Here is an 18,340-nt window from a genome sequence, read left to right on the forward strand (position 1 = left end):
CTTTTACCTTTCATCTTGTTTTAATCTTTTTAAACGGCTTTCATTTAGCCTATTAAAAAGGCTGCCATTGCTTAAAATGCTTTCAAATTCTTTTTCATCAAAGCTTTTAAGATTGTTTTTTAAGTATTCATAAGCGTTTAAATTCTTGTTAAAGCTATTTATATCCGTGCCTTCGTTTGCAAATATAAGCTTATCATCGTATCCTTTAGCCCTTAGGGTATCAAGGGCTACATTTTGCCTTTTTAGCAAGTCATCAGCCACTTTTAAGGCTCTTACTCTTGTATCTCTTGCGTTCATCGCACCAAAATTCACGCTCTCGCTTATCTTTGCCCTTTCTCTTGCCGTGCCTCCGCTTCTTAGCGATACGGCGTTAAGATAGTTTGTGTAAAGGCTGGAATTTGCATTTGCCCTTTGTATGTTTTTCTCGCTTGGAGTTAAGAAGTTATTTGTAACGCTTCCTGCCCATCTATCAAGAGCATTTATAGTGCCGCTTGTATCGTTACTTAAACTTACGATGTCGTTTAAATTTCCCAAGGCTTTGTTTATGCTTTGTAATTCTTGATACTCTTTTTCACCGCTTAGCTTTTTAAGCTTTAAGTTTAAGGCGTCTGGGTTTTCATTGCTTGCAAGTTCAGGGTATTTTTGCTCAAAATAGCCGTATTTTTTAGCGTGATATATATCATAAGCTGTGGGCTCTTGTGCTAAATTTTGCTTAGGCTCCTCTTTTAAAGGCTCTAAAGGCTTCTTTGACTTTAAATTTTCTTGCTCTTTAGCCTCGTTTTGCTCGTTTAAATCTTGTAATTCATTAGAGAAAAACTCATCAAAGCTTAAATCCTTTTTATCTTGCTTTTGCTCGTTCTTTTCTTCTAAACTTTGGCTTAACTTACTTAAAAGTTCATCTTGCATTAAATAACCTTAAATATTTTTTGACTTTTTAAAAGCGTTTCATCTTTAAGCGAGATTTTATCAAGCTCCTTGCTGATTTCTTTTAAGGCAGAGCTCAAAGAAATAGACATCAAAATATTATTTGCGATGTGTTTTTGCTTTTGCAGATAAATCGAGTTAAAAAAATCCTCGCTGATTTTAGCATTCAAGGCTAAAAGCCTCTCATCTATCTCATCCTTAAAACTCGTAGTGTTTATAAAAGTAACCACACTTTGCAAGGCCACATCCTTAAAGCTCTTTTTAAAATCCTCATCTCTTAGCAAGTCCTTTTTTAAAAAATCCAGCTTAAAGGGCTTAAAAAGCTCCGTTTTATGCTCGTTTATATACTCCTTTAAAAGCTCTTTGCTTTGCTCTTTTAAGGTGTTTAGATAAAGCATAAATCTAGCCTCTATCTTTTCATCAAGCTTTTTAAGCTCTTTTTGGCTAAGCTCGTCTATTTCATTAAAGCTGTTTTGTATCTCGTTTTGTAGTTCTTGCTTTTTGCTATTTAAAAAGATGTAAATTTCATCCTCTTTTAAGGCCTCTTTTACAGCTTCTTTTAAGTTGCTTTCGTTTTGAGATGTAAAAGAACTCGCTATTTTTTCGCTAAGTGCTTCCAAGTCTATGTTTTGCTTTAGCGAGTTTTTTATATTTTCTTGCTCACTTGTATAAAGCTTTAAAAGCTCACTTTTTGCTAGGCTTTGTAAGTTAGCTTGTAAGGCCTGTTCTAGCTCCTTGCTTTTTGAGTTTAACTCACTTTGTAAGGTGCTTTTAGCCTCGCTTAACTTAGTATCGATTTGTGAATTTACAGAAGCAAGGGTGCTTTTTGCCTCGCTTAAAAGCTCCTTGCTTTCTTGTAAATTTTGATTTATAGTATCTAAAGCTTCATTTTCATAGTTCATTTAAAACCTACTTTTCTATGCTATCATTTTTACGAAACAAGTTCCGTAAAAATCGCAGACTAAAGGCCGCACCCGACCGACCGAGTGGCCACCTAAACCTAAAGCCTACCCGTGCTTTTGCTAGGCAAAGCCCATTTTGACTTTTTTATATTAATTTTGCAGATTTTTTTAAAAAAATGAAAGGGTTAATAAAATATCTTACATTGTAAGGTTATTCCAAGTTTGTTTCGGTATAATTTATCTAATGTTTAAGCGACTGACTGAGGCTTTAGCTGAAAGGAGGTTGTGGATGGTTGAGATAACTATTTTTAAATAACCTTGACCGCACTGGTCTTAGCAATAAAAAGCTAAGACGGTGCTAATTTTATAAAACACTTATTTAATTATAAGTTCGTCCTACTTAGTCCTTGCTTAAACAGATAAATAAAATTTTTTAAAGTCTTAGTTGTGTAGGACGGACTAAGACTTTTAAGGGATAAAAATGCAAGAAAATTTAACACAAGAAGATATAACAAGGCTTGTAAAAGAAGCGGGATTTAAGTCTAAGGCTTCTTTTGCTCGTCATTTTGGGCTTAATCCAAATAGCGTAGGTATGTGGACAAAACAAAGAAATGTTCCTAGCTGGTTTTTGCCTTGTTTAGATTTTATTAAAAGGCTTTCAAAGTATGAAAAGATAGAAGCTTAAAAATTAATAGCTTGACATCGCCACCGCCTTTGCAAGGATTAATAAATATCTTACATTGCAAGGTTATTCCAAGTTTGTTTCGGTATAATTATTTCATCTAAGCGTTAAAGACTTACTTCTTTCGGCGGAAAGGAGGGTTTAATGGTTGAGAGGATACTCACTATCTTGATACTAATACTAACATTAGTTAAAGAGATTTTGAACCTCCTTAACTAAATCTTTCTCAAACTGAACGAAATTCTATAAAAGCTGTGCTTAAGCCTAGCTTAGAGAATATTTTAGCCGTTAGAAAAGCACAGCGGCGGCTAAACTTTAAAACAGAATAAATGATATTTAGGTCGGGACGGGCGTAACCTTTATTCCTTAGATGAAAAGATTGCTATGGTGGCAAAGTCTTGGTTATCAAAAATAGTTCTTTGTCCTGCTGGACTTTGAAACCTAGCCTTTGAGATAGCAAAGAGCTTATCAACACCACAAATCGTCTTTCTTCCAACATCTTGCATATCATCAATATAAAATTTAGTTTGCTCGCTTCCTACCATTAGCAAAGCAGAAGCACCGATTAAAAAGCCCATACTTAAAGGCTGGGTGTCTGTGTAGTAAGATGGAGGCGTGATTTTATTAGAAAAATTAGCGGCTATGATATTTTCTTTATACTCAGCATCGCTAACCTCGCTATTTAAAAGTCCTACATTTAGCTTGGTCCAAACACCCATATCAATAACAGGGCAATTTTCTATAATTCCAACAAGACCTGTGAAGATGTTGTTTTCATTACCTCTTACGCCGATTTTTTGCATTTCACGCCACAAAGGGTCATTTCTTAGCTGGTTGCACTGATAGCTATCAAGCAAGATAACATAAGAGTAATTTTCTATGTTAATGCCTCCTACGGTGTGTCTTGTAGAACGCATAGGCTTTATAGGAAAGGCTTCTTTGCCGTTGTATTTAACTCCGTTTTTAGCCATAAATATAGCCTTGCTTAAAGCCTTAACCGTTAAAACATCGCCTTTTTGAATTTGTCTGCTTAATTCATTTACGCTTTTAGCATTGCTTCCGTCCTTAAAGCCAGTAGCACCCGCATCAGCTACTACGCAATTTGTTACATCATTACTTAAGGCTGTAACGAAGTATTTATCCCTTTTTCTTACTATCCAATCCGTAAGGCTAGGCACGGCTTGTTTTACGAAGTCGATATTTTTAATGTCTGAGTATTGTTTAATCTCGCTTTTCATCGAGTTGCCTACATTATCAGGCTCTACGGTTTGGCTTAAAATCTCCATAGTGTCTAAATTTGTATCAAAGTCAGCATTACCTCTAACTCCGCTTCCTGTTAAAGGAGCTTGAAGTCTTGGGCGGTAAGGTGCTTTAACATCGACCTTATAAGTTCTTATGCCTCTATCTGTTCCGCTTCCAACAAAGGGTTCAAAAGGGCTTTTTTTCCAAGAAGCAAGCTCTATAACCTTGCCTATGTTTATACTTACATTTGGGTCACTTTGCCAATTTTCGATATTGATTTGATTTAATTCTGCATACATTGTTTATCCTTTATTCTAATATTCAGTCTTTATTAAAGATGGTAAAAAATACTCAGCCCTGATAACCACAACGCCATCAGCACTAGCCTCGCTTCTTGAAATGCTGACAAAGGAGTTTTGTTTCGTGCTGGTTATCACAGAGCTTAACTCGCTTTTTTTGCTATCAAGCCCTAAGGAGCTTATAAAAAAGCTTTTTTCCTCATCAAGCCCTACATCAAGGGTATTTCCCATCGTATCAGGCTCTACTATCTCTACGCTTAAGTGCAAAATTTCAGCACCCTTAGGCAGCATTAAAGCCTTGAAATTTTCCTTTTCTACCTCGTTTAAATTTACCTGTGCTCTTGCTAGATAAGAGACATTATTTACATACTGTATAGCCATTGTTTCTCCTTAAATTCTACTCATTGGCAGTTCATCACTGCTTAAAGATGTTGTTTGTGTATCGCTTGCGTTTGCTTGCAGTTGCTTTGGCAAGTCCTCTTCTTGCTTAGCTGCTGTGCCTGTTGCACTTTGATAAATTTGATAAAGCACTTCAAAAAACTCATTTGGTGCTAGTTTATCAAGCTCGGCCTTGTATTTGTTACCCAAATCCTCGTTATAAAACTCGGTTAAAGTGTTTATGTCAGCTTCAGGGTGCTTTTGCAAAAACTCATTTTGCGCAGCTTCTATGCCTTGCAAGCCTTCTTTTTCTTTAATGGAGTTTTCTAAGCTTGCTAACTCCTCTTTTTTACTGCCTACTTGCTGGGCGTAGTGAGCGTTTTGCATATCTAGCAGGTTTTTAATAAAGGCTTTTTTATCCTCAAAAAAGAGCTCTTCAGCCTTTTCATCTAAATTTTGCACTGCAAAATCTATGAAGTTGTTTTCTAAAGAAGCCTCAGCCTGTGCTAATTCGTTGTTTAAAGCCTCAAACCTAGCCTTATCTTGCGAGGTGTCGTAAGGGGATGGTTGATTTTCTTGCATACTTTTCCTTTATAAAAATTTGTCAAATCTTAAGGCTTTTTTCAAATTTTAAAAAGGGTTAAAGTTTTGCAAGCTCTTTTTGTGTATAATGTTTAAAAGGAATAATCCTTTTTTATTTTTACTGTTTTTAACCCTTTTTTAAAGCTCTTATTTTTGTTTAAATTCTTTTATAAATGATAATCTCAAAGGTGGCATGATGTTTCCCGATGGTATAGCTGGAGGATTTTTCGCCGGTACCGGTGCTGGTGCCCCGCAAGCAAGCAAAGAGAGAACAAAAGCTGCGAAAGGAGGAGGAATGTTAGAAGGAATAGGCTCGTTATTAGGTGGTGTTGGGTCTTTATTTGGTGCTTTGGACTCTGCTTTTGGAAATGGTAAAAAAATGGTGAATATCGCAAAGGATAATCTAAATCTACAAAAAGAGCAAGCAAGGCTAGAAAACCAACGCTACGAGGAAAATAAAAAGAATTTGCAAGACAATGTAGATATGATAGGCTCAGTCTTTTCAAGATACTAAAATATGGCTTTTTCTTTAAAAAAGACACTGCTTGCAAAAAGGATAAAAAAATTTCGCAACCGAGCCCTTGAAAATTGGGGACGCACGATAAAAGAATATGACCTAAGAATAGATGTAAATTCACTTTACAGCGAAGCAAACGATTACGGCTATATAATGGCTCAAAGAGGGTTCTTAGGTGCTTTGGTAAATATCATCACAAACCCTGTGAATTTGCTAATCCTAGCCGTTTATATCGTGGTTCAGTTTATACCTGGCTTAAATGTGATAGCGAATTCGACCCTGCCTGCTTGGTTTAGTTCTTTAGTCTCTGCTGCGAATATAACAGCTAATATAGCCTCCGTAGTTAGCACTGCTTACAATCAACAAAAGCTTTTAAATGCCGAGATAGGAGCGTATGGTGAGATAGCAAGCTCAAGCTTAAACGAAAGCGTACAAGATGCTAGAATGGCCAAGGCAAAAAGTGAAACCTTAACAAATTCTTTAATCTACGCCCCTTATGAAATCCTGCCAAAAGGTAGCGTTTATAATGATAACCAACTAGGCGGACAAAACACAAATTTTAGATACAGCGAGCCTTACGACGCGATGAAAGGCATAAATGGCGAGCTTAAGCCCTTAGATGAGGCTGAGGAGATGAGCTATAACCGCTATCAAAAAAAGGACGCGGGCAATATCAACTACGCTAACGAGACACTAGGCGGTGATGTGCCTTTAGTAAAGGCTATCAGCACGAACGAATACGCTATGCTTGTGGATGAGGCTTATAAGGCAAGGTGCATTAAAAGCACGAGCGGCTTTCAAAAAATGCTTGAGCAAGGTTACGGCTTAGGAGTTGGTGATTCTAATACCTTTCAATACACTTGGAATAGGATAGATGCTGCAACCATAAAGCCCTTTCAGTCTCAAAAATGTCAGCTTGATTTTTTAGAAAAAAACAGGGCATATCAAAAGGGGCTTTTAAGGGACTTTTTTACGCAGGAGATGTATCATTTTAAGGTGCCTGAGGTGGATATAAAAAATCAAGAACAAAGCGTGTATGAAACGATGTATAAGGATTTAAAAGAGCTGTTTGCCACAAATATCCCTGATGATGAAAAGGCTATGTTTTATGTGGATATGCTAGGGCAAGTGTTTGAAGCTGTGTTTTTGGGCGAGGAGGTGTTTAGCGTTGAACGGATTGGCGATATGAGTTCTGTGGCCAAGTATATTTTTTATAATCACAAATTATCGCCTTCATATAATCCACTTACAGTAACTAATTACAACAACACTAATTATAAAAATTCGTTTAATCTTTTTAGCACTTACCTTTTTTCTTTCGATAATATGAAAGAAAATGACTTTAAAAAGATGTTCCCTACTTATGAAAGTTTTTTAAGTTTTGCTAAATTTTGCATGGGTGAAAAGACTATAATTAACAACTTTGCTTATGTTGATATAGGAGATAAATATAATCTGTGGGATAATAAATATTTAATTGTTGATAATATAGAAGTAGATATTTTTAAGATTAGTACACGTACGACACCCAACACTATTGGTGGCAACAATGGAGGCGTTTGGACATATTGGCAACACACCATCGACAAAAGCAAACCAGCCTTTGAGCACCCTAAGCTTATCTACTTAGACGATAAAGAATATCTAGCTAATCTTGAGGATAAGACAATCATCAAATTTTTAAAAGATAGCCTTGAACAAGGCTTTTTAGAAATCCCTGTTAAAGACGAGACACAAAAACAAGAGCTTGACAAGCTTTTGCAAAAGCATTTTGATGAGTATGTGAGGCTTTTGTTCGAGGAAGAGGGAGTTTAGCTCTCTTTCTAGCTTTTTAACCCTTTTTAAGATTTTCATTTTTTGTTTTAATTCTCTTGTATCTTTCCTTGAGGTTTAGAGTTAAGCTCTTTTAACACCTGCTTTAGCAGGACAAGCTTTAAAACAATTTACAATTTCTTAAGTAACAGGGTAGCTTAGGCTGCCCTGTTTAGTTTAAATTTACAAAACTTGTTTTGTAAAAATGATAGTAATAAAAGTAGGTTTAAAAAGGACAGGACGGGCTCGGCTTTTAGTGTGCGGCCTTTGCTTCACTTGTTAAGCAAAGGCAGTCGCAATGGACGGGACGGGGCAGGCCTTTAGAGAAGCGATTTTTTGGCAACTTGTTGGCAAAAAATGATAGCCACAGGACAGGGCGGGCTCGGCCTTTAGAGAAGCGATTTTTACAAAACTTGTTTTGTAAAAATGATAGCATAGAAAGTAGGTAAAAATGAAATCAAACCCATATTTTATAATCGATGAATTTAAGTGCAGGTGTGGCAAGTGTAAATTACCTGAAAATGTGCCAAGTGATGAGCTTATCGACACTTTATGCGAGATAAGAGAGCATTATAAGGCTCCTATTATCATAAACTCGGGCTATCGTTGCCCTACGCACAATGCAAAGGTAGGCGGTGCGAAATCCTCACAGCACACTATAGGTTCTGCGGTGGATTTTATCGTTAAGGGCGTTAAGACTGCTGATGTGCATAGCTTCGTCTTGGAAAAATACGGCGATAAGCCTTACGGAATAGCCATAAAGCATAATTACAACGACGCTTACAAAGGCTTTGTGCATTTAGACACAAGAGGCAAAAAGGCTAGATGGACTTATAATTAATATTAAAATTCAAAAAGAATTTTTCCACACCCCAACAACTCAGGTAGGACTTGAGGGGGGGGGGGGAAGAAAAGTTATAGGCATATGTATAACGACAGCACTTCTTATTTTTCCTGCGATTTTGAAGTGTTTTATAACTAAAATTGTTATAACTATATAAGTTTTTAAGTAAGATATAAGTAAAATATGGGTATAATTTATCCAATGTTTAAGGCGACTGACTGAGGCTTTAGCTGAAAGGAGTTGCGATGGTGGAACTTATCGCTTTTACGATAGTTTTAACCGCACTGGTCTTAGCTCTTAAAAGCTAAGCCGTGCTACTTTCAATAAAACAACCTGCTTAATTATAGGTTCGTCCTACTTAGTCCTTGCTTAAACAGATAAATAAAATTTAAAGTCTCAGTTGTGTAGGACGGGCTGAGGCTTAAAGGCTAAATATGCAGAAATTAAGTCAAAAAGAAATAAGCTCACTTGTAAAAAGGGCTGGGTTTAAAAGCAAGGCTGAATTTTCACGCTTTGTAGGTTATAAAAGCGATACGGTTTCTAAATGGGGCTTTGTTTGCGAGGTGCCTAGCTGGTTTTTGCCACTCATTACTATGATAATAGAACTAAGACAAGAGCTAAAACGCAAAGAGTAGTTTTAGATACGCCTTTGGTGCTAAAAACATTGTAAAAGAGCACTTAGGCAAGGCCTTTCATCCTTTCTTTTAGCTCCACTATCAAATTTAAATTTGCACTTAGCTTAGCCTTTTTTAAATCAGCCTCTAAAGATAGCTTTTTAAGTCCTTTTAGGCACTCTTTAAAAAGCTTTTCATCAGGTTTTAAGATATTTTCATCAAGCAAAATCATCTTTAAGCTTTCACTTAAGACATTTTCATTTACAAAGGCATCAAAATCAGCACCGCATTCCTTAAAATCGCTTTTATGCAGATAATTCTTAGCTAAAAAAAGGCTCTTTTCATCACTTGCAACAGCCTTTAAAATGCTTTTTTCTAAAGATAAAACAGGCTTTGCCTTGTTTAAGCTCTCATTTAGGTTAAAAAGCCTTTCCTCGCACTTAAAATGCCTTGCAGCTTCCTTTACAAGCTCGCTCCTTAAAAAGAAATTTTGCGAATTTACAAGCTCTTTTATCTCCTTAAAAAGCTCGTTTTCTTTGTGGCTGTCCTTGTTCGCTCTTAATAAATTTAGCTTTATGTAATACTCAAGCCCTGTGTAATCGTGAAAATACTCCTTTAAATTCTCAGCATTTACTTCCTTTTTTAAGAGCAAATCGCCCAAATCCTTACACCTGGTCTTTAAAACTCTAACCTTTAGCTTAAAAATGCCCTCCTTAAAAAAGAGTTTTAAAGCCTTTAAATTTGCATTTTCTCCGGCATTATCCTTGTCAAAAAACAGGATATAAGTTAAATCATCGCTTAGCTTTTTAAGCTGGGATAAATGAGCTAAGCTGAGTGCCGTGCCACAAGTTGCTACGCAGTTTGAAAGTGCGTATTTTCTAGCACAAAAAACATCAAAAAAGCCCTCTAAAATGATGACTTCTTTTTCTTTTAAGATACTTTGGCGGGCATTTACGAGATTATACAAAAACTCGCTTTTTTTAAACAAAAAGCTTTCCTTTGAGTTGTAGTACTTAGCCTCCTCGTTTAGGCATTTTAAAAAGCTTGTTTTGCGTGATGAAAAGCCTATGATTTTATAAGCATTATCCCTTAAGGCAAAGGTAAAGCGGTTTATAAACATTGAGTAATAGCTGTTGTTTTTGGCATTAAAAGAGATGAAACCAAGCTCACAGGCTCTTTTTAAATCCTCCTTGCTTAAAAGCTTCATCAAAGCTGGCAAATCCTTAAAAAATCCTATGTCAAATTTGTTTATATCCTCAGCTTCTAAGCCTCTTTTATAAAGCTCATCAAGTGCCTTTTCATCCTCTTTTAAAGAGCTTTTTAAAAAGGAGTTGATATTTTCCAAAAGCTCTGTGTAATCAGCTCTTTTTAAAGCTTGTCCTGCTTCTTTTAGCTCGATATTACAAATCCTAGCGACCTCTTTTACAGCTTCTGTGAAGTCTAGGTGCTTGTATTTTTGCACGAAAGAAAAGACATCGCCTTTTTCATTGCAACCAAAGCAATAAAAGTAGTTATGCCTTGTATTTAGAGTAAATGAGGGCGTTTTTTCCTCGTGAAAAGGACAACAACACTTAAAAAGTCCGTTTGCCTTTTGCAAGGGCAAAAAATGCTCCACCACGCTTAAAATATCAGCCTTTGCCTTTATCTCATCTATGTTAGAAATCATTGTAAGCCTTTTTTATTGCTATCATTTTTACAAAACCCGTCCAAGCCCTGCGACCGCACTGCTGCTTTGCTTGATAAGCTTCATCATCGCTTAACTTTCTTAAGATGATTTCATAAGGCAAATATAGGTAATAATTTAAATCTTTTTTCATTTTTCACTTCCAAAAACATTTACAAAGGATTCTTGCATATTATGCCTTGCAAGGTCTTTGTGTAGATAGTTAATCTCTGCTTTTAACTCTTTAATTTCCTCATTCTTTGCCTTTATCTCATCAAGCCTTAAACGTTCTTTTTCGTTTAAAAGCTTTTGATATTCTTTTTCTTTATCGTGTAGCAATCTATCTTTTTCTTTTAAGCTTTCTTCTTGCACTTTTGCCCTGTCTGTTAAAATTTTATAGCAAATAATAGAAGCTACAGCCAAACCTAGTAAAAATCCCACAAAAAAATCAACACTTGCACTTGATAACAAAAAACTTAAAATACTATCAAACATCAAAACTCCCTTACAAGCTCTTTGATTTTCTCAAATTTTAAAGCCTTTTCGTAATTATCAAGCCAAGATTTTACCCAGCTTGATTTTACCTCGTTTTTTGCCTTCCAATTTGTAACACTTGTAGCCTCAAGTCCTGTTAAATTTGCAAAGTCCTTTTTGCTTAAACCTAGCTCTTTAAGCCTGAGGCTAAATTCTTCATAAGTCATTTTTTGTCCTTTGTTATCATAATGGCTATATAAGCAAGTATGACAAGTTCTAAAATATCTAAAATTTCACTCATTTTTTATCTCCTTGTGCTATAATTTTTTAAAAGCTTTGTAAAGGGCTTAAAAGCCCTTTTACTTAAGCTAGTAAAAGCTTAAGGGTCTTGATTAGGATATAGACTAAAACGGCAATTTTAATCATTAAATCAAGTTTTCCCATAGCTTTAAAACCTCCTTCCTACAAAACATTTTATCTTTGTTTTGTAGGTTTATTATAACATTTTTAATTTGTTTTGTCAAGTTTTTTTACTCTTTTTTTCTCTATAAATTTTGCCCCAAAAATACACATTGATATAGGCAAAAAGCCCTGTTATAAATCCTAAAATAAAATACATCCTTAACTCCTTTTCTTAACTTCTTTTTTAGCTTTTAAAAACTCGCTCCTTGCTTTTGCTACCGCTTCCTTGCTTTTAGGCGTAAGCTCGTAGCCTTGCAACTTAAATCTTAAAAAGTCAAAGTCTTTTTGAAATTTGCTAAATTTCATACTTTTGCCATTTTCACAATGCACCATTAAATCCTGCAGTTTTTGCTCTGCCTCGCCTAATTTTCTTAGTTTTGCTATGTAATTCATCTTTTTCCTTTTATTGCTATCATTTTTACAAAACAAGTTTCGTAAAAATCGCTTTACTCTTGTGCTTCGCACTCTCTTTGCCAAAGGCCTGCCCGACCAAGTCCAAGCCCTGCGAGTTTAAACCCTCTAAAAACAAAGCCAGTCCAAGAGAGCCGCCTAAAATATATCCAAATACTCAAGTTCGCTTTTAATCTCTTTCATATCAACATAAGATTTTGGCTTTTGGGCCACTCCTAGGTCTGAAAATTTGCGTTTTTGTGGATTAAAAGCAACCTCGCCCTTAAAATGCTTGCCTGTTTGCTTGTTTTTCTTTAAGATTAAAACCCTTTTAAACTCATCAAAGTCATTATTTTTTTGTGCGATGTCGTTTTTATCAGGCTTTATCTTTTCTATCCTTAGGATGATACTTGCCTCGTGAGCCCCTTTTTTAGAGCCTGTTGGGCTTGTAGTGTCGCTTTTGCTAGTTTGAACTATCAAAAACACAAAGATTTCTAAGGCGTGGCAAAGCTTAGCAAGTGTTGAAAATTTCAAGCTTTCTTTTTCCTCCATATTTAAGGCTTGTTTGCCCTTGCTATCTACCTCTATACGCATTTGTGAATCGATTAAAAAAAACTTTACGCCTTGCTTTGCTAGTTTTTTGATATTATCTACGATTTCAAAAAGTTCATACCCATCATTTATCAAAAAGAAATTTTCAAAGCGGGTTTTTTTGTTTAGCTCCTTAAAGCTTCTTAAATACTGCTCCACAGTAAATTCAAAAGAAAAGAAAGCCACCTTTGTGGTCTTTGCTAATTCTTCTAAAATTTGCACACAAAGCGTAGTTTTTCCGCTTTCTTCATCGCCGCTTATAAGCATAAGCTGGGCTAACTCAAAACCACCCTCAAAGGCATTATCTAAAAAGGCTAAGGAGGTGCTATACTTTGTCATACTTGGCTTTTTTTCGTAATACTCAAGCCATTTATTTAGGTCCAAAATGTCCTTAGCCTCAACTTCAAGCTCCTTGCTTAAAAAGTCCAAGTCTAAAAGCGTGTTTGCGTTGCTAGCCTGCATTAAGGTGTTTGCAATTTCCTCTTGTTTTTTAAGCTTGTATGCCTTTAGCAAATAAGAAGCGTATTGCACAAATAAAGGGCTCTCATCAGCAGACAAAAGTCCTAAAAAATACTCACTTTTTTGCTGATTTTTATCCACACTTTGCATAAAAACAGACAAATTTAATAAATTCTTATCCTTTAAATCCAAGATGATTTTTAAATAAGGCTGTGCCTCTTTTGAAAAGCATTTTAAGGGTGCTTTTTCTAAGAAATCATCTATTAAATGCGGATAGGCTATGAAAGATTTCAAGATCTCTTGTTCCAGCATTATTTATTCCTTTTATATAAACCATTTAGGTAATTTTTCATAAAGTTTTTTCCTAAAAAATCTTTTTATAAGTTCGCTCTCGCTTAAAAAAAGCTTTTGATTAAAATTTTTAATCCTCGTTTGCTTTGCTAACTTTTCTAGGTCATTTTCTGTCTCTTGCTTAAAAAGCTCTATAAGCTCTTTGAGATAAAAAAAGCGGTGATTTAAGATAAGTGCAAAAAAAACATTTTCAAAAAAGTCCTCAAAAAGTGGTTCAAAACTTTCTAAAAGCTCTAAAAAATGCCTCTTCTCATCCTTGCTAAATTTACAAAACTCAGAGCTTAAAACCGCTGCTTTAAAATCGCTTTTTGTCATTTTTTGTCCTCTAAAATTTCATCAGCAAATAAATCAGATTTTAAAAAGCTATCCTTAAAAAGCTTCACACTTAAAAGTAAAATTTTATTCTTAGACAAGTTTTGTGCCTTGCTTACTTTGTTTAGCTTTTTTATGGTGCTTTTTTGCATTAAAAATTTTTTTCTTAGCTTTTTTTCTTTCAAATTCTTCATAAAATACCCTTTCATCAAAACAGCTTTTAAAAGCTAGTTTTAAAACACCCTCCACAAAAACCGACCTTGAAGTGCCAAAATAATTTGCCATCGCATCAAGTCTGTTTAAAAAATCCTGCTCTAGATAAAAGCTTGAGCTGTGAATTTTTACTCTAGGATTTGCCTCTTTATAAAGATAAGCCATCAAACAACCTTAAACTCGTCTTTGTCTTCGATGTAGCTAACGCTTTTGCCATTTATGCTAATCTTGCTTAAGTCATAATCTTGGCTGAAATTAAAATTTGGCTCTTGTTCTAAAACCAGCCTTAAAATCTCTTTTTGACTAAGCTCTTTAGCCTTTTTTGTGTGTAAATCTGTCTTAAGTGAAAAAAGCCCAGCCCAGCCATTTCTTATACTTCTATCGATGATAAGCCCTATATTTTGTCCTTTTAGCTTAAAGTCCTTGCACTGATTTATAATCTTTTGCTTTGAAAGTGCTAGTAATCTTTTGCCACTTTTTTGCTTGTAGGCAAAAAACTCATTTAGCTTTAAAATTTCAAAATCACTTAGTCCGCTAAAATCAAAGGTATTAGGCTTTACATTTTGTTTTTTAGAGTATAAAAAAAGCAAGGATTTGTCATTTGTTTTCATCAAATAGCAGTCCTTAGCAAAGGAATTTTTCTTTAAAAAAGCTGATAGGAATGAATTTTTACTTTGTAAAAATTCTTTATTTAATATGTGCGACATAAATCCGCTTGTCGTGTTTTTGTCGCCATCTTTAAAATCTGCATTTTTAGGCTCTTGCTTTTGTTCCTTGCTTTCAAAGCCGTTTAAATTAGAGCTTTGCTCTTGCTCAATTTCTTTTAAATCCTCTTTATCAAGGGCTTTAATCTCCTCTATCTTTTCAGCAATCCACTCATCTTTTAAAGGCAAATTTAGCTCTTTTTTAATGCTTAAATCAATTTGTTCTTTAAGCTCTTTTTCTATCTCTTGTGAGCTTTCTTTTTCTTCTTCGTTGTTTATAAAAACATAAGTAGCCTTTCTTAAGAATTTGCCGCTTTTTTCATCGATGTGTTGAATTTTTTGCAAAAAACCTAAGTCTATAAGATCTTTTAAGGCTCTTTGTATGCTTCTTGTAGAACCCCCGCTAACCTTAGCTAAATGAGCGGTATTTACCTCCCAAGAAGCTGGCAAGGAAAGCAAATAACAAGCTAAACGGAAAGCCTTATCGCTTAAATGCTCGCATTTTATTAACTCATTTGGTATAACTGAATAATTGCTGTTATATTTTGGTTTGATTATCATTTTATATCCTTTGTATTATTAAAATCAAAAAATAAATTTATGTCTAAGTAGTAATGCGTTAAAGCCACTTTACTCTTGTGCTTCGCACTCTCTTTGCTAAAGGCCTGCCCCGATCTACCGAGCAAGCCATCATTTTTATTGAAAGCAACATTCATTTTTAAACCTTATTTACCTTTGAGTAAAAGATATTTTCCTCTTTTACCCTTGAGCTTATGTCTTTTATACTTGCCATTTCCTTTTTATACATGCTTTCGTAATATGCTAGTTTTTGCAAAGACACCTCGCTATTTTCAGCTTGTAAAATAGTCCTTAAACAGCCATACAAAAGCAAAGATACAAACAAATCATTCACAAAAAGGCTCTCATCTAGCTCTTTATGAAAAACGCATAAATTCGCCCAAAGTTCTAAGTTGCCATTTGCCTTGTCCTTTGGAACAACCGCTACTGTTTGCATATTTGAAAAGCTCATTAAATGCACGCTACTTTGTGGATTTTGCAGGTGCTCTTTGTAATTTCTAAGGCTTAAATTCGTATTATCAAGCTTTGAATGCACCACCTTAAGCATAACCTTTGGTAAGCTTAGGGCATTATCATCAGGGCTTATTTGCTTTGTAAAATGGCCTACATTCATATCAAATTCATAAATGATTATGTTTTGCTCCTGATTTATGGTATCCATAAGCTCACCATCGCTGTATCTTTTGTAAGAGCCCGTGTCTTTTAGCCTAGTTCTAATTCTTGTGATAAAGTCCTTTATGAGCATATTTCACTCCTTGTTGCGTTAAAATCAAAAAAGAAATTCACACCTAATAAACCTGCTAAAATAATATTCATCTTAGCCCCTTATAAAGCTATCTTCTTGCAAGGCTTTCCAACCCTCGTAGCTTTGCTCTTTAAGCTTTTTTTCGTGAAGCTCATTTTTAAGCTTTTCAAGGTGTAAATCAACTATATTTTTAATTTGTGTATTTAGTCTTTGGTTTTCCTCCATTAAGTTTTCAATTACCCTATCCTTAGCGCTTAGTCTTTGTTTTAAATTCTTAATTATTTCCTTTGTGTTAAGCATGTTTTTGCTCCTCCTCTTTTATAAATGTTGCCAACTTTGAAAAAATGCGCGCTTCCTCTGTTTCTGCATAATATGCGATTTTGATTGTTGCCCGTCTTTTCAAACAAGCGTCCCTAATTATCCTAAGCTCCTCTAATGTGTAAAATTTAGGTAATCTGCTACCTTGCCTCTCACCTAAAGTCTTAACATCTACTAAGGACTTAATAAGCTGTTTTAAAATAATAGCCTTATAGCGTCCGCCAACTATGCTATTTAAGCTGTATCGCTTCATTTTATAATCTCCTCCAGCTTCTTTTGCATATTTACCAGCTCTTGCGCCAGTGTTAAAATGTTTATTTGTTCGTAATTAACATCAAAAGACGTCTTAATAATTCTTAAATCGTTCCATAAATGCACCGCAAAAGTAAGCGTTTCTCCATCGCTATATATATCTTGTTGCGCGCATCTTTTATTAGAATAAGCAAAAATTTTCTTACTATCCAAAATATAAGGCTTGCGATCTTTGCTTAAAACGGAGGCTATTGCCTTGTAAAATTCTTTTATATCGTCCTTTTTATATTTCACACCAAGGCTATCATACAAAGCACATATCTTTTTAAAATCCCTTGTGTTTATATAGTCTTTCTTTTTATATTCCTCATTTAAAAACTTATCTATGTATTTTTTAAAGTCTAGAATGTTTATATTACTACTTAATTCATTTAAGTATATTTTGTAACTCTCCCCATCTGTAATTCTTAAATATGCATGCTCTTTTTCATCTACAACTTCAAAATCAATATCAATTGATATTTTGTCATCAAATACCCAGGTTACTTCGCAATCCTCCTTGAAATACTTCTTTAAATAATTGCAAAACCTCTCTTTTAACGTTTTGTCAAACTTAGTAAGCTCTTTTACTTTCATCTCTTATCCTCTCTTAAAAGTTTTCTTACTATCTCATCTGCCTTTTCATCACTTGCTATATTTAACTCCTTTAAAATTTCACTCTCATCGCTTCCTTTTAGCCTTATAAAAGCCTTGAAATTTGCTAAGGCATTTTCAAGATAAGTCAAAGCATAAGAGCTGTCGATATGTAAAACCGAGATGAAATTTATAAGCATTTCATCTATAAGCTCTTTTAGCTCCTCTTTTATTATTTCCTCTTTTAGCTTGTCACTCATCAAATTCTCCTTCATTTATAAAACTTGCCCTTTGTTTGACCTCTTGTGGCAGGTATTTGGCGTAAGTTTTAAAGGTTTCGTTTAGGTTTTTATGCCCTAACATCTTACAACCAACCCACATAGGCTCTTCGCCCTTGCTTAGCATAATACTTGCAAAGCTGTGTCTGGTATCATAAAGGCGAAGCTCAGGCAAATTTAAGTCCTTTAACAAGGCTTTAAAATCGCTTCTTAGCTTATAAACATTTTCTTTTATTAAAAAGTCCTCATCTTTTAACCTCTCACATAGTCTTAAAAGCTTATTTTCAAGCACAGGCAATAAATCAATTTTCCTATACGAGCTTTTAGTCTTTGGAGTGTCAAGGCGGCCATCCTCGTGCTTTGTCTTGGTTATGCTTATGCTTTTATTTACAAAGTCGATATCCTTTTTTTGCAAGGCTAAAATTTCGCCCGTTCTAGCACCTGTAAAAAGGGCTATGAAAAGATAATTTTTTAACTCGCCCTGTGCTTTTTTAAGTAAAATTTGCACATCCTCATAGCTTAAAAGCTCTTTAAAAGTCTTTTGCAAATCGCTTTCATCAGCCTTTAGCTTAGGGATTTTAGCAAGGACATTTTCACTTATAAAACCTTGTTCAAGTGCTAAGCTTAAAAGCCTTGATAAAAAGATAAATTTCATCTTTATGTGTTTATTTGAGTTATTTTTTGCTTTAAAATACCCATAAAAAGCGTTTATATGCTCTTTTTTAAAGCCTTTTAGCTTTAAATTTTTACTTAGAAAAAAGCCTTCTATGCTTTTAAAAAGACATGTAAAGCTCTTTTTGCTGCTTTGCTTTAAATGTAAGGCGTTTTTGACCTCATTTGTAAGCCTTATAAAAAGCTCATCATTTAGGCTTTTTGGCTCATCCTTTTTTAAAAGCTTCATAGTCTTTTTATCCTCTAACTCGTAATACTTAGCCTGTGCCTTAGCCTTATTACTTAAAAAAAGCTCATAATTTGCCCTTACAAATTTCAAGGCTAGGGCTGAGTTTTTAAGCCCTGTAGCTAGTCTTAGTCTTTTTCCCTCGCTTCTTATGTCTAGGTAAATTTTTTGATTTCTTAAAAAGGTATTTACCGAACTTATTTGTGTTGTTTGCATGTATCC

General features: G+C 34.7%; 26 protein-coding genes. 5 read left to right on the forward strand and 21 right to left on the reverse strand.

Annotated elements, in window-relative coordinates:
- Positions 1 to 3 precede the first annotated feature (3 nt).
- Both CAV_RS02860 and CAV_RS02865 read right to left on the reverse strand, forming a co-directional pair.
- Positions 4 to 906, reverse strand: coding sequence for a hypothetical protein (locus tag CAV_RS02860; protein ID WP_094325007.1), 903 nt, complete (start codon positions 904 to 906; stop codon positions 4 to 6).
- A complete protein-coding gene (locus CAV_RS02865; RefSeq protein ID WP_094325008.1) occupies positions 906 to 1,826 on the reverse strand; it encodes a GumC domain-containing protein in 921 nt (306 codons plus the stop codon). Before CAV_RS02865 ends, CAV_RS02860 begins: the two co-directional genes overlap by 1 nt.
- A gap of 481 nt (positions 1,827 to 2,307) precedes the next feature.
- Between CAV_RS02865 and CAV_RS02870 the strand changes: the two genes are divergently transcribed.
- The gene (locus CAV_RS02870) at positions 2,308 to 2,511 is read left to right on the forward strand and encodes a hypothetical protein (protein WP_094325009.1); all 204 of its coding nucleotides are present in this window, start codon (positions 2,308 to 2,310) and stop codon (positions 2,509 to 2,511) included.
- Positions 2,512 to 2,867: 356 nt separating this feature from the next.
- Here the strand turns inward: CAV_RS02870 and CAV_RS02875 are convergent, their stop codons facing one another.
- The 3 genes from CAV_RS02875 to CAV_RS02885 are packed head-to-tail and all read right to left on the reverse strand — an operon-like array spanning position 2,868 to position 5,009.
- Entirely contained in the window at positions 2,868 to 4,049 is a 1,182-nt protein-coding gene (locus CAV_RS02875; RefSeq protein ID WP_094325010.1) for a phage capsid family protein, read from the reverse strand.
- Positions 4,050 to 4,064: 15 nt separating this feature from the next.
- The gene (locus CAV_RS02880) at positions 4,065 to 4,430 is read right to left on the reverse strand and encodes a hypothetical protein (RefSeq protein ID WP_094325011.1); all 366 of its coding nucleotides are present in this window, start codon (positions 4,428 to 4,430) and stop codon (positions 4,065 to 4,067) included.
- 9 nt (positions 4,431 to 4,439) lie between these two features.
- A complete protein-coding gene (locus CAV_RS02885; protein ID WP_094325012.1) occupies positions 4,440 to 5,009 on the reverse strand; it encodes a hypothetical protein in 570 nt (189 codons plus the stop codon).
- A gap of 196 nt (positions 5,010 to 5,205) precedes the next feature.
- Between CAV_RS02885 and CAV_RS02890 the strand changes: the two genes are divergently transcribed.
- From CAV_RS02890 to CAV_RS02905, 4 genes are all read left to right on the forward strand, one after another.
- The gene (locus tag CAV_RS02890) at positions 5,206 to 5,523 is read left to right on the forward strand and encodes a hypothetical protein (protein WP_094325013.1); all 318 of its coding nucleotides are present in this window, start codon (positions 5,206 to 5,208) and stop codon (positions 5,521 to 5,523) included.
- Between the two features lie 3 nt (positions 5,524 to 5,526).
- A complete protein-coding gene (locus CAV_RS02895) occupies positions 5,527 to 7,341 on the forward strand; it encodes a hypothetical protein (RefSeq protein ID WP_094325014.1) in 1,815 nt (604 codons plus the stop codon).
- A 448-nt stretch (positions 7,342 to 7,789) separates the two neighbouring features.
- Positions 7,790 to 8,179, forward strand: a complete 390-nt coding sequence (locus tag CAV_RS02900; RefSeq protein ID WP_094325015.1) for a D-Ala-D-Ala carboxypeptidase family metallohydrolase — start codon at positions 7,790 to 7,792, stop codon at positions 8,177 to 8,179.
- Positions 8,180 to 8,616: 437 nt separating this feature from the next.
- Positions 8,617 to 8,817, forward strand: coding sequence for a hypothetical protein (locus tag CAV_RS02905; RefSeq protein WP_094325016.1), 201 nt, complete (start codon positions 8,617 to 8,619; stop codon positions 8,815 to 8,817).
- 43 nt (positions 8,818 to 8,860) lie between these two features.
- Here the strand turns inward: CAV_RS02905 and dnaG are convergent, their stop codons facing one another.
- The 16 genes from dnaG to CAV_RS02975 form a co-directional block, all read right to left on the reverse strand.
- Positions 8,861 to 10,462 carry a DNA primase gene (gene dnaG / locus CAV_RS02910; protein WP_094325017.1) on the reverse strand — a complete coding sequence of 534 codons (1,602 nt, stop codon included), beginning with the start codon at positions 10,460 to 10,462 and terminating at the stop codon, positions 8,861 to 8,863.
- On the reverse strand, positions 10,452 to 10,613 hold the full coding sequence (locus tag CAV_RS09025) for a hypothetical protein (RefSeq protein WP_186821776.1): 162 nt from the start codon (positions 10,611 to 10,613) through the stop codon (positions 10,452 to 10,454). Before CAV_RS09025 ends, dnaG begins: the two co-directional genes overlap by 11 nt.
- Positions 10,610 to 10,954 carry a hypothetical protein gene (locus tag CAV_RS02915; RefSeq protein ID WP_094325018.1) on the reverse strand — a complete coding sequence of 115 codons (345 nt, stop codon included), beginning with the start codon at positions 10,952 to 10,954 and terminating at the stop codon, positions 10,610 to 10,612. Before CAV_RS02915 ends, CAV_RS09025 begins: the two co-directional genes overlap by 4 nt.
- Positions 10,954 to 11,160 (reverse strand): hypothetical protein, encoded by a 207-nt coding sequence (locus tag CAV_RS02920; protein ID WP_094325019.1) that lies wholly within the window; start codon positions 11,158 to 11,160, stop codon positions 10,954 to 10,956. The genes CAV_RS02915 and CAV_RS02920 overlap by 1 nt, the downstream gene beginning before the upstream one ends.
- Before the next feature lie 394 nt (positions 11,161 to 11,554).
- Complete coding sequence (locus CAV_RS02925; protein ID WP_094325020.1) at positions 11,555 to 11,788, reverse strand: hypothetical protein; 234 nt, start codon at positions 11,786 to 11,788, stop codon at positions 11,555 to 11,557.
- A gap of 156 nt (positions 11,789 to 11,944) precedes the next feature.
- Positions 11,945 to 13,147 (reverse strand): ATPase domain-containing protein, encoded by a 1,203-nt coding sequence (locus CAV_RS02930; RefSeq protein WP_094325021.1) that lies wholly within the window; start codon positions 13,145 to 13,147, stop codon positions 11,945 to 11,947.
- A gap of 12 nt (positions 13,148 to 13,159) precedes the next feature.
- Entirely contained in the window at positions 13,160 to 13,501 is a 342-nt protein-coding gene (locus tag CAV_RS02935) for a hypothetical protein (RefSeq protein ID WP_094325022.1), read from the reverse strand.
- A gap of 90 nt (positions 13,502 to 13,591) precedes the next feature.
- Positions 13,592 to 13,876, reverse strand: coding sequence for a hypothetical protein (locus tag CAV_RS02940; RefSeq protein WP_094325023.1), 285 nt, complete (start codon positions 13,874 to 13,876; stop codon positions 13,592 to 13,594).
- Entirely contained in the window at positions 13,876 to 14,976 is a 1,101-nt protein-coding gene (locus CAV_RS02945; protein WP_094325024.1) for a helix-turn-helix domain-containing protein, read from the reverse strand. The genes CAV_RS02940 and CAV_RS02945 overlap by 1 nt, the downstream gene beginning before the upstream one ends.
- A complete protein-coding gene (locus CAV_RS08870; RefSeq protein ID WP_157676307.1) occupies positions 14,973 to 15,131 on the reverse strand; it encodes a hypothetical protein in 159 nt (52 codons plus the stop codon). Before CAV_RS08870 ends, CAV_RS02945 begins: the two co-directional genes overlap by 4 nt.
- Before the next feature lie 2 nt (positions 15,132 to 15,133).
- Positions 15,134 to 15,739, reverse strand: a complete 606-nt coding sequence (locus CAV_RS02950; RefSeq protein ID WP_094325025.1) for a hypothetical protein — start codon at positions 15,737 to 15,739, stop codon at positions 15,134 to 15,136.
- 72 nt (positions 15,740 to 15,811) lie between these two features.
- Positions 15,812 to 16,039, reverse strand: a complete 228-nt coding sequence (locus CAV_RS02955; RefSeq protein WP_094325026.1) for a hypothetical protein — start codon at positions 16,037 to 16,039, stop codon at positions 15,812 to 15,814.
- The gene (locus CAV_RS02960; RefSeq protein WP_094325027.1) at positions 16,032 to 16,310 is read right to left on the reverse strand and encodes a hypothetical protein; all 279 of its coding nucleotides are present in this window, start codon (positions 16,308 to 16,310) and stop codon (positions 16,032 to 16,034) included. The genes CAV_RS02955 and CAV_RS02960 overlap by 8 nt, the downstream gene beginning before the upstream one ends.
- Positions 16,307 to 16,945: a hypothetical protein gene (locus CAV_RS02965; RefSeq protein ID WP_094325028.1), complete on the reverse strand. Its 639-nt coding sequence runs from the start codon at positions 16,943 to 16,945 to the stop codon at positions 16,307 to 16,309. The genes CAV_RS02960 and CAV_RS02965 overlap by 4 nt, the downstream gene beginning before the upstream one ends.
- Complete coding sequence (locus CAV_RS02970) at positions 16,942 to 17,202, reverse strand: hypothetical protein (protein ID WP_094325029.1); 261 nt, start codon at positions 17,200 to 17,202, stop codon at positions 16,942 to 16,944. The genes CAV_RS02965 and CAV_RS02970 overlap by 4 nt, the downstream gene beginning before the upstream one ends.
- Positions 17,195 to 18,334: a site-specific integrase gene (locus tag CAV_RS02975; protein ID WP_094325030.1), complete on the reverse strand. Its 1,140-nt coding sequence runs from the start codon at positions 18,332 to 18,334 to the stop codon at positions 17,195 to 17,197. The genes CAV_RS02970 and CAV_RS02975 overlap by 8 nt, the downstream gene beginning before the upstream one ends.
- Positions 18,335 to 18,340: the final 6 nt, after the last annotated feature.

The sequence above is a fragment of the Campylobacter avium LMG 24591 genome (assembly GCF_002238335.1).
Classification (GTDB): Bacteria; Campylobacterota; Campylobacteria; order Campylobacterales; family Campylobacteraceae; genus Campylobacter_D; species Campylobacter_D avium.

Bases quoted from the DNA above. Each gene is read 5' to 3' on its own strand.
- CAV_RS02965 (WP_094325028.1), bottom strand. From the start codon at position 16,945: ATGAAAGTAAAAGAGCTTACTAAGTTTGACAAAACGTTAAAAGAGAGG.
- CAV_RS02970 (WP_094325029.1), bottom strand. From the start codon at position 17,202: ATGAGTGACAAGCTAAAAGAGGAAATAATAAAAGAGGAGCTAAAAGAG.
- CAV_RS02875 (WP_094325010.1), bottom strand. From the start codon at position 4,049: ATGTATGCAGAATTAAATCAAATCAATATCGAAAATTGGCAAAGTGAC.
- CAV_RS02940 (WP_094325023.1), bottom strand. From the start codon at position 13,876: ATGGCTTATCTTTATAAAGAGGCAAATCCTAGAGTAAAAATTCACAGC.
- CAV_RS02870 (WP_094325009.1), top strand. From the start codon at position 2,308: ATGCAAGAAAATTTAACACAAGAAGATATAACAAGGCTTGTAAAAGAA.
- dnaG (WP_094325017.1), bottom strand. From the start codon at position 10,462: ATGATTTCTAACATAGATGAGATAAAGGCAAAGGCTGATATTTTAAGC.
- CAV_RS02960 (WP_094325027.1), bottom strand. From the start codon at position 16,310: ATGAAGCGATACAGCTTAAATAGCATAGTTGGCGGACGCTATAAGGCT.
- CAV_RS08870 (WP_157676307.1), bottom strand. From the start codon at position 15,131: ATGAATGTTGCTTTCAATAAAAATGATGGCTTGCTCGGTAGATCGGGG.
- CAV_RS02930 (WP_094325021.1), bottom strand. From the start codon at position 13,147: ATGCTGGAACAAGAGATCTTGAAATCTTTCATAGCCTATCCGCATTTA.
- CAV_RS02885 (WP_094325012.1), bottom strand. From the start codon at position 5,009: ATGCAAGAAAATCAACCATCCCCTTACGACACCTCGCAAGATAAGGCT.
- CAV_RS02975 (WP_094325030.1), bottom strand. From the start codon at position 18,334: ATGCAAACAACACAAATAAGTTCGGTAAATACCTTTTTAAGAAATCAA.
- CAV_RS02880 (WP_094325011.1), bottom strand. From the start codon at position 4,430: ATGGCTATACAGTATGTAAATAATGTCTCTTATCTAGCAAGAGCACAG.
- CAV_RS02895 (WP_094325014.1), top strand. From the start codon at position 5,527: ATGGCTTTTTCTTTAAAAAAGACACTGCTTGCAAAAAGGATAAAAAAA.
- CAV_RS02945 (WP_094325024.1), bottom strand. From the start codon at position 14,976: ATGATAATCAAACCAAAATATAACAGCAATTATTCAGTTATACCAAAT.
- CAV_RS02905 (WP_094325016.1), top strand. From the start codon at position 8,617: ATGCAGAAATTAAGTCAAAAAGAAATAAGCTCACTTGTAAAAAGGGCT.
- CAV_RS02900 (WP_094325015.1), top strand. From the start codon at position 7,790: ATGAAATCAAACCCATATTTTATAATCGATGAATTTAAGTGCAGGTGT.
- CAV_RS09025 (WP_186821776.1), bottom strand. From the start codon at position 10,613: ATGAAAAAAGATTTAAATTATTACCTATATTTGCCTTATGAAATCATC.
- CAV_RS02955 (WP_094325026.1), bottom strand. From the start codon at position 16,039: ATGCTTAACACAAAGGAAATAATTAAGAATTTAAAACAAAGACTAAGC.
- CAV_RS02890 (WP_094325013.1), top strand. From the start codon at position 5,206: ATGTTTCCCGATGGTATAGCTGGAGGATTTTTCGCCGGTACCGGTGCT.
- CAV_RS02935 (WP_094325022.1), bottom strand. From the start codon at position 13,501: ATGACAAAAAGCGATTTTAAAGCAGCGGTTTTAAGCTCTGAGTTTTGT.
- CAV_RS02915 (WP_094325018.1), bottom strand. From the start codon at position 10,954: ATGTTTGATAGTATTTTAAGTTTTTTGTTATCAAGTGCAAGTGTTGAT.
- CAV_RS02920 (WP_094325019.1), bottom strand. From the start codon at position 11,160: ATGACTTATGAAGAATTTAGCCTCAGGCTTAAAGAGCTAGGTTTAAGC.
- CAV_RS02950 (WP_094325025.1), bottom strand. From the start codon at position 15,739: ATGCTCATAAAGGACTTTATCACAAGAATTAGAACTAGGCTAAAAGAC.
- CAV_RS02860 (WP_094325007.1), bottom strand. From the start codon at position 906: ATGCAAGATGAACTTTTAAGTAAGTTAAGCCAAAGTTTAGAAGAAAAG.
- CAV_RS02925 (WP_094325020.1), bottom strand. From the start codon at position 11,788: ATGAATTACATAGCAAAACTAAGAAAATTAGGCGAGGCAGAGCAAAAA.
- CAV_RS02865 (WP_094325008.1), bottom strand. From the start codon at position 1,826: ATGAACTATGAAAATGAAGCTTTAGATACTATAAATCAAAATTTACAA.